Origin of the sequence: uncultured Olegusella sp. (genome assembly GCF_947253395.1) — a bacterium.
Lineage (GTDB): Bacteria > Actinomycetota > Coriobacteriia > Coriobacteriales > Atopobiaceae > Olegusella.
In genome coordinates this window covers 1-7621 of record NZ_CAMXYY010000071.1, presented here as the reverse complement: position 1 = coordinate 7621, position 7621 = coordinate 1, and the positions used below count along the sequence as shown (strand labels likewise).

Genomic DNA, 7621 nt, shown 5'->3' with positions numbered 1-7621 from the left:
CAGATGTGTATAAGAGACAGGCCTATCCCGTGCTTGACCCACGTTGTCGTCAGATGGTTAAAGAATATATGGATCTCCAACTTGCCGATAACACCAAGGCTCGTCAGCTCACCTCAGATGGCAGTTGGAAAAAGATTGAACTGGGTGAAGGTGAGCTACTCGTTAACTCTCAAGAAAAACTATGTGCACGCGCCAGTGAACGCGCTCGCAAAGCAGCTGATGCCCAGGCCACAGCAAAACGTCATCACGTTCAAACTGCTGATGGTGAAGGCCCTTCTGTAGGAGAGGCTGCTCGTATTTCTTCCGCAACAGATGAACCTAACGCGCAGGATACCGCATGCGCTGCCGATATGAATAGCCAAACGGACGAAAATGAGATAAGCGCCAAAAAACCTGAGATTTCACGCAGTCGCATGAGCCAAGCGTTCCACTTGATTGGTGAGGGTCTTGCCACTTTGTTTGGCTTGAGGAGATGACAGAGTTAGTGCTCACACTACAAATAGAGCGTATGGCCTATGGAGCTGACGCAATCGCTCATACTCCAGAAGGGAAAGCTATTTTTGTTGCTGGAGCCGTTCCCGGTGAGACGGCTGAGGTTGAACTCATACAAGATGGCTCCAACTTTTCAAAAGGCAGAGTTACGCATATTGTCGAGCCGTCTGAAAAACGCGTCGCTCCCCCCTGCCCTTATGCACGTATATGTGGCGGTTGCCCCTGGGGAGCTCTTTCAAAAGATGCCCAACTTGAAGCAAAGCGCACAGCTGTTGTGGATGCACTCATTCGCATCGGACACTTTGAGGCAGAAAAAGCTGAGTCCTTGGTTGCAAACTGCGAGCGCCCTTCTGCTGACTGGGGATATCGCAACAAAGTGGAACTTGCCGTAAGCTGGCAAAAAGGTCGCCTTATGGTAGGTATGCATGCAAAGGATGGGTCCGTCATCAAGGTCGATTCGTGCCCACTTTTACAAGACAAGCATGCAAAACTTGTCAAAGCAGTCTCGGGCGCTTTGGGTTATCTCGGTGGTACCAATGAACTTGGTCTCGAGCGAGTTGGTATTCGTGTAGCACTACATACTAAAGATATTGAAATTGCGCTCTGGGGAAAACCAGGCGCTTTTCCCCGCGCTCAAGTTGCAAAAGTCCTCGGTGATGCCACACATGCAAGCTCTGTGGTACGAGTACTCACCAAAGGATTAAAAAGAGCACGCCGCGTCACTGGTGTAGAAGTGCTTTCTGGTAAGGGTCTTTGGACCGAACGTATTGCAGGTCAACGTATGGCTCTTTCTGCTCCTTCTTTTTTTCAGGTCAATACCTTAGGAGCAGAACGCTTGATTGAGCTGGTGCTTACAGGACTTGACCCCCAACCAGACGAAGAGGCAATGGATCTGTACTGCGGTGCTGGCACCTTTACACTACCTCTTGCAAAGCGCTGCGAGTTTGTCTCTGCGGTAGAAGCATCTGGCCCTGCTGTTCGCGACCTCCGTCGTAATCTCGATAGTGCACAGCTACAAAACGTTGATGTTATCGGCGGAGATGCTGGTCGGGAGTTTCCTGATTGCGATGCTAATTTGATTGTTGTTGATCCACCGCGTGCTGGGCTAGCGGAGGATGTGGTCAAGCAACTCTCAAAACAGCACGCCCGTCGCATTGCCTATGTAAGCTGCGATCCCGCAACACTTGCACGTGATCTTGCTCGTTTTTGCGCAATAGGTAACTACCAGCCGCTGCGCATCACCCCTGTTGACCTCTTCCCCCAGGCTTACCACGTTGAGACGGTTTGCTTAATGTCAAAGTATTAATGATTTTTATAATTCATTACATTTGAATTCGCAGATAAAAAAAATGGAAAAACTAATAACGACATTCGGGGAAATTGTAATACTGATAGGCGGGAAACTAGTGAGTTATGACACAAAGGAAGAAAAAAATAGATGTACTATGCCCTGATGTTTTAGGTAGATATCAAATCGAAGCGTACGCCCGGCATACCACGACGAGGACCCCGTGGCAAGGCGCGGGGTCCCTCCGCTAGCTAGCGATTATGAGACACTCTCTACTCCTCGCCAGGCATGATCCAAGCATGCTGATTCGTATGGAGAAGATCCTCGGTGCGCTTGGAGAGTGGCTCGCCTAGGTACTCCGCGTATACGGTTGTAATCGCAGGATTCTCATAGGAATTGCGGTACTTAGCGACGCGATCGAGACCATAAAGCACGCCACCCAGAAGCCCCTGACGCTCCTGACCGTCGTGAATAGGCTGACCGCCGCCACCAACACAGCCGCCGGGACAAGCCATAACCTCGACGAAGTCGTAGGACACGGAACCCGCGAGAATCGCCTCGCAGAGACGCCCGGCGTTGGCGAGGCCGCTTGCCACAGCGACGCGCAACGGCGTTCCAGCAAGGTCGTAGGTAGCCTCCTTCCACCCGTCAAGGCCACGAACGTCCTTGAAGACGTCGGTCTCGGGAGCACTGCCTGTAACGAGGAAGGACGCGGTGCGCAATGCAGCCTCCATGACGCCACCCGTGGCACCGAAGATGATGCCAGCGCCCGTACCCTCGCCGAGCGGCTCATCGAAGGGCTCATCCTCAAGCCTGCGCGGGTCGATGTGCTCTGAGCGAATCATGCGGTCGACTTCACGAACCGTGAGAACAACGTCCACATCAGGATCACCGCATGCGTCGTTCATCGTGGGCAGCGCACACTCGGACTTCTTGGCCACGCAGGGCATAATGGAAATCGAGAAGATCTTGTGCGGATCGACGCCGAGTTTCTCGGCGTAGTAACTCTTGATGATTGCACCGAACATCTGCTGCGGCGACTTGGACGTCGATACATCATCGACGAGCTCAGGATAGTGTGACTTGACATAGCGTACCCAGCCCGGACAGCAGCTCGTGAACATGGGATGGTCGTGCGGGCCTTCCTTGAGGCGCTCGAGCAGTTCTGTGCCCTCTTCCATGATAGTAAGATCGGCGGAGAAGTCGGTATTGATGATGTAGTCAAAGCCCATCGGTCTGAGACAGGCAACGAGGCGCTCGACAGTGGCCTCCTTGTTTGACATGCCCCAGTGGTCACCCCAGGCGGTGCGCACGGAGGGTGCAATCTGAACGATGGTGGTGATGTCGGGGTCTTCCAGTGCCTCCCAGACGCGGTCGGTGTCATCGCGTTCACGTAGTGCACCCGTAGGACAGTGCGTGATGCACTGACCGCAGAGTGCACAGGCGACGGAGTCGATTGGCAGGCCGCCGATGACGTTGACCGAGGTGTGAGCCGCTCGGTTGGCGAGATCCCACACGTGGCAGCCTTGCACTCTGTCGCAGATCTGTATGCAGCGCAAGCAGTTGATGCACTTGTCGTTGTTACGGATGAGGGGGAAGCCCTGGTCCCACTCGATGTCGGGCAGATGCTTCTCATAGGGAAGCCTCACGAGACCGAGGTCGTTGGCAAACGACTGCAGGGAGCAGTTACCGGAACGAACGCAACTCGTGCACTCGGAGTCGTGCTGCGAGAGGAGCAGCTCAGTGTTGACCTTGCGAGCCTGACGGACCTTAGGAGTATCAGTATGAACGACCATGCCGTCGAGTGCGCAATTGTTGCACGAGGCAACGAGCTGGTCGATGCCTTCGACTTCAACCACACAGACACGGCAGGCACCTATCTCGTTAACGCCCTTGAGGTAGCAGAGCGTGGGTATCTCGATGCCCGCCTCACGCGCAGCGTCAAGAATGGTAGTGCGCTCGGGCACGCGAATCTCACGGCCATCTATGGTGACGGTTACCATTGCGTGAACCTCCCTCCGCGGAACGCGCCAAAGCCGAAGTGGTCGCAGCGCAGGCACCTAGAGGCCTCCTGCATAGCCTCTTCGGGCGTGAACCCATCCTCGATTTCATCGAAGTCGTCCTTGCGTTCCACAGCCTCGCGGAACTTGAGCTCGCAGCGGGCGCAGCTAACCTTGCCCTTAAACTGAACGTCGGGAATCTCAACGTTGGCTTCGATGCGATGGTCGAAGCCAAGGTAATGGTCGATGTTGGCTGCGGCAACCTTGCCAGCGTTGATGGCACGGATGACCGTGGCGGGGCCTGTCTGGCAATCACCGCCCGAGAAGACGCCCTCGAAGCCTTCGATACTACCGAGGGAGTCGGTTACAATCTTACCCCTGTTGGTGACCACACCCTGAGCGGCAAAGGCGTCTGAGTCGATCTTTTGACCGATGGCAACGATGACGCGCTCGCAGGGGACACAGACCTCGTCGGCCTGCGCATTGCGCGGCGCGGGACGACCCCACTTGGGACCGCCAATGATCTGCGGCTGCACGACGAGACCAGAGACGCGGTTGTCATCAGTGGCGATACGCAGGGGCGCATGCAGCTCGAGGAGCTCGCAGCCCTCTTCCTTGGCACCCACAATCTCCTCGTCCTGTGCCGTCATGTCGGCAACGCGACGACGGTAGACGATGGTGACCTTCTCGGCACCGCAGCGGACGGCAGAGCGTGCGCAGTCCATGGCAACATTGCCACCTCCCACGACGCACACGCGCTTGCCCGTAAAGTCGGGAAGTTCATCATCGCCGATGGAACGCAGCATCTGCACGGCGGAGATGACGCCTTCTGCGTCCTCACCCTCAAGTCCGAGCTTGTTATTACTGTGAGCGCCAATCGCGATATACACAGCATCGTAGTTGCGCCTGAGCGGCTCAAGGTCGGTGACAGGAGTGTCCAGGTGCACCTCGATACCCTGATCGACCAGCCACTGAATCTCGGAGTCGAGGCGCTCGCGCGGCAGGCGGTATGCTGGAATGCCATAACGCAGCATGCCGCCGAGCTTGTGGCGGACCTCAAAGATTGTGGGCCTGTGCCCCATGAGAGCTAGGTAGTAGGCGGCAGAGAGACCCGCAGGGCCGCCGCCGATAACGGCCACGCGCTTGCCCGTGGGGTCGGCGTGGTTGGGCGTGTAGTCACTTTCCATATGGTCGGTCGCGAAGCGCTTGATGCCGCGGATGTTCATGGGATCGTCAACCATGCCGCGACGGCAGTACATCTCGCAAGGATGCTCGCAAATGAGGCCGCAAATGAGGGGCAGTGGGTTGTCCTTACGGATGAGGCGCACGGCATCGGTGTTGCGACCAGCCTCGACCAAGGCAATGTAGCCAGGGATGTCGACGCCTGCTGGGCAGCCCGACACACAGGGGACACGCTGGCTCTGGACGAAGCCGCAGGCCTTGTGGGCAATATGGTACTCAAAGTCATCGCGGAAGCCGCGAATGGCTGTAAGAGCCATCTCGCCAGCCTCGTACCCGATGGCGCAATCGCTCGACAGATAGATAGTGCGGGCAGTTCTCTCGATGAGCTCGAGCGTATGCTCGTCTCCCCTACCAGCAAGGACGTCCTCCATGAGCTCCTTGAGGACGCCGAGACCGACACGACAGGGAGTGCACTTGCCGCAGCTCTGGATAGCGCACATGCCGACAAAGGCCGCAGTAAACTCCACAGGACATGGCGCAAGCGAACTCACAGCGAGTCGCTTGCCTACCGCTTCATGGAGACCATCCATGACGACCTGAGCCTGGCTGCGCTCCATGACATGAAGCCTAGCCATTCGATTATCCTCTCCCAGAGGGTTGCAGCTCGCAGACGCAGGTTCCCCTCTCCCCTCCCGCGAGCCCTTGCATATAATCTTAAGGGATAAAACGTGGGTCATTACACAAAACGTAGAATTTGGGTAAATGTCGGTCACCTACCGGACGTAGAACCAAAACTTGGACGATAGCATGTGACGCGTCTGGGGAGACCTATGACTGCTGTGGATTTATGAAATGCATTCGAGTTAGTCCAATTGCTTAAAAAGGACAGAGCATGATAAAAACAGCAACAATCGTGAGTCTTTCAAGCGGAGTAATTTTATTAATTTGGGGCAACATGCTCTCCAACAAGATCAAATCAAAGAGCGTAGACGAAAACAGTGAAATGCCCTCCATGCCGTACACAAGCAATCGTAGTTTCATATTCAAATTCTTGCGGTGTTTTTATAAATAACCTTAGAAAATTAGATTTTTCAAGAGAATTATTTGAAATGGATATGAAGGATTATAGTGATGGACAAAAAAAGAAAGCTTTAATTGCACTAAGTTTGTCAAAGCCAGCTCATTTATTTATTTGGGATGAACCACTGAATTATATAGATGTAATATCAAGAATACAGATTGAGGAAATTATAAAGGAAGCAAAGCCTACGCTCATATTTGTGGAACACGATAAGCGATTTGTAGAAGATATCGCTAATAAAATAATACAATTATAAGTAAAATATAAATCCAAGTTTGTAGTGCCTTAGACTTTTATCATCATACGACATTCCCCTTGCCAGCTTCTCTCCTGCAACGAACGTTAAGGCTCTTTTCTTGATGCATGGTTATCATCAGGGTAGTCTTGATACATACAGAATCAGTAGCGATTCTTCACCACACGCGCCCGCACGCGCTCAAAACGCAACGCAACATGTTCACCCACGACACGCGCTCTCATGGTATTGACGTTCAAGGCCTAATAGGTGCACGTATTTCGTAACATTCGAAATTGCACTACTACGTTCATTACTTTTCTAGTCCAAATCGCATATTAGTTGTTTGGGTCGTTAACAATGTTTTCTATATTTCTACCTGAATAGAATATGCGAATAATAGTAACGGTAGTTTTATTTTCGTCTACTTGATAAAAAACTGTGTAGTTATTGACGGGGACTCTGCGTATTTCCATAGAATGCCAGGGCTCCCATGAAACAAGAGGGTAGCGCATAGGGATAGTATCGAGAGAACGTATGGCATGCTTAATGCGGTTGACTTGTTGTTCAGCTGTTTTAGGAACTTGTAAATTAAAGCAAATGTATTCGTACAACTCAGCCAGGTCAAGCAACGCTTGCGGGGAATAAATGATGCTGAATACTTTACTCATACTCCGTATTCCTTTGCGAAAAACTTATCAACATCGTCAGCGCTATACGATTTTCCGGTCGAAAGTGAGTCGATGCCTTTTTGCAATTCTGCATCCAATTCAGCTCGAGTTAAATTACCTAAAGCAAGCGGTTTTTCTTGCGTATTAACTGGCAGGCGAAGTTCAAATGGCATACCTTTTTGTAAAACAATCTGGCTGTACAGCATTTGGATTGCTGAAGAGGGAGTTATTCCCAGCTGATTCAAGATGCTTTCAGCATTTTCTTTAAGATTTTTATCGATTCTTGCGTATACAGCGTTTGTATTTGTCATTGTGTTCACATCCTTTCTACCCTCATTTTATAAAATAGCGCAAGCATATGCAAGCAGATGAAAGCAATATACGTATTGCAATGAAATTAAGCTATTAAACCCTTGTAACGATAGCTTTTTCTATTGTTAAAAAGTGTACCCAATATCCATAGTGTGCACTCAAAAAAGTATAGCTATACTACCCTTTCTCTCAATCCATGTGGAGTGTGTTGTATTGATGTCAAGGGCAGATGTGAAATAACCTTTAAGCCTATTGAAAGCAATAAATTGGGTTCACGATTTAGATGTGGCGAGTGGGTCGGGACTGCGGTGGTTATGAAAAAGATATTTCATTTAATTGCTTTAATTGTACCCTTTGCAC

At 51.7% G+C, this 7621-nt stretch carries 5 protein-coding genes and 2 pseudogenes; 3 read left to right on the top strand and 4 right to left on the bottom strand.

Annotated elements, in window-relative coordinates; genetic code table 11:
* Positions 1–476, top strand: a pseudogene (locus Q0X25_RS06230) (hypothetical protein); the annotation flags it as partial.
* Entirely contained in the window at positions 473–1798 is a 1326-nt protein-coding gene (gene rlmD, locus Q0X25_RS06225; protein WP_298580085.1) for a 23S rRNA (uracil(1939)-C(5))-methyltransferase RlmD, read from the top strand. The pseudogene Q0X25_RS06230 and the gene rlmD, both read left to right, overlap by 4 nt.
* A 254-nt stretch (positions 1799–2052) precedes the next feature.
* On the opposite strand, the gene Q0X25_RS06220 is transcribed toward rlmD, so the two are convergent.
* Positions 2053–3783, bottom strand: coding sequence for a [FeFe] hydrogenase, group A (locus Q0X25_RS06220; RefSeq protein WP_298580082.1), 1731 nt, complete (start codon positions 3781–3783; stop codon positions 2053–2055).
* Positions 3777–5597: an NAD(P)-binding protein gene (locus tag Q0X25_RS06215; protein WP_298580077.1), complete on the bottom strand. Its 1821-nt coding sequence runs from the start codon at positions 5595–5597 to the stop codon at positions 3777–3779. Before Q0X25_RS06215 ends, Q0X25_RS06220 begins: the two co-directional genes overlap by 7 nt.
* A gap of 438 nt (positions 5598–6035) precedes the next feature.
* Here Q0X25_RS06215 and Q0X25_RS06210 point away from each other — a divergent pair.
* Positions 6036–6299, top strand: a pseudogene (locus Q0X25_RS06210) (Lsa family ABC-F type ribosomal protection protein); the annotation flags it as partial.
* Between the two features lie 317 nt (positions 6300–6616).
* On the opposite strand, the gene Q0X25_RS06205 reads toward Q0X25_RS06210, so the two are convergent.
* A complete protein-coding gene (locus tag Q0X25_RS06205; protein WP_298580074.1) occupies positions 6617–6949 on the bottom strand; it encodes a type II toxin-antitoxin system RelE/ParE family toxin in 333 nt (110 codons plus the stop codon).
* Positions 6946–7260 carry a type II toxin-antitoxin system RelB/DinJ family antitoxin gene (locus tag Q0X25_RS06200; protein ID WP_298580071.1) on the bottom strand — a complete coding sequence of 105 codons (315 nt, stop codon included), beginning with the start codon at positions 7258–7260 and terminating at the stop codon, positions 6946–6948. Before Q0X25_RS06200 ends, Q0X25_RS06205 begins: the two co-directional genes overlap by 4 nt.
* Positions 7261–7621 lie beyond the last annotated feature (361 nt).